Source organism: Streptomyces sp. BE20 (assembly GCF_036322525.1).
Classification (GTDB): domain Bacteria; phylum Actinomycetota; class Actinomycetes; order Streptomycetales; family Streptomycetaceae; genus Kitasatospora.
Window position 1 is genome coordinate 1 of record NZ_JAQYWW010000133.1, and the last position, 308, is coordinate 308.

A 308-nucleotide genomic window follows, 5' to 3' on the forward strand; every position below is an offset into this window, starting at 1 on the left:
TCAACAACCACTCCGTCCACCAGTCCAACCTCGGTGACCGGAACGCAGCCCTCGCCACCATCACCGAAGCCGTCACCAACTAGCGCCACCTCGCCAGATCCGACCAGCGACGCGACGCCGGAAGCCGACGGCTTCGCAGGAGGATGCCAGGGCGGCTTCCCCCGTCCCGCGGCCGGTCTGGTGGTTGGCTAGGTTGTTGCCGGCTCGGGCGAGGTCGGGTAGGGTGGCGGGCGGGTCGGTGTCGGCGTGGGTGCGGTAATGGGTGACGGCTTCGGTGATGGTGGCGAGGGCTGCGTTCCGGTCACCGA

The 308-nt window shown here is 69.2% G+C and carries 1 protein-coding gene; it reads right to left on the reverse strand.

Features of this window, described 5'->3' with window-relative positions:
- Positions 1 to 72: 72 nt before the first annotated feature.
- Positions 73 to 308, reverse strand: a 236-nt coding sequence (locus tag PUR61_RS00700; protein ID WP_329874521.1) for a hypothetical protein, incomplete at its 5' end; no start/stop codon positions are given.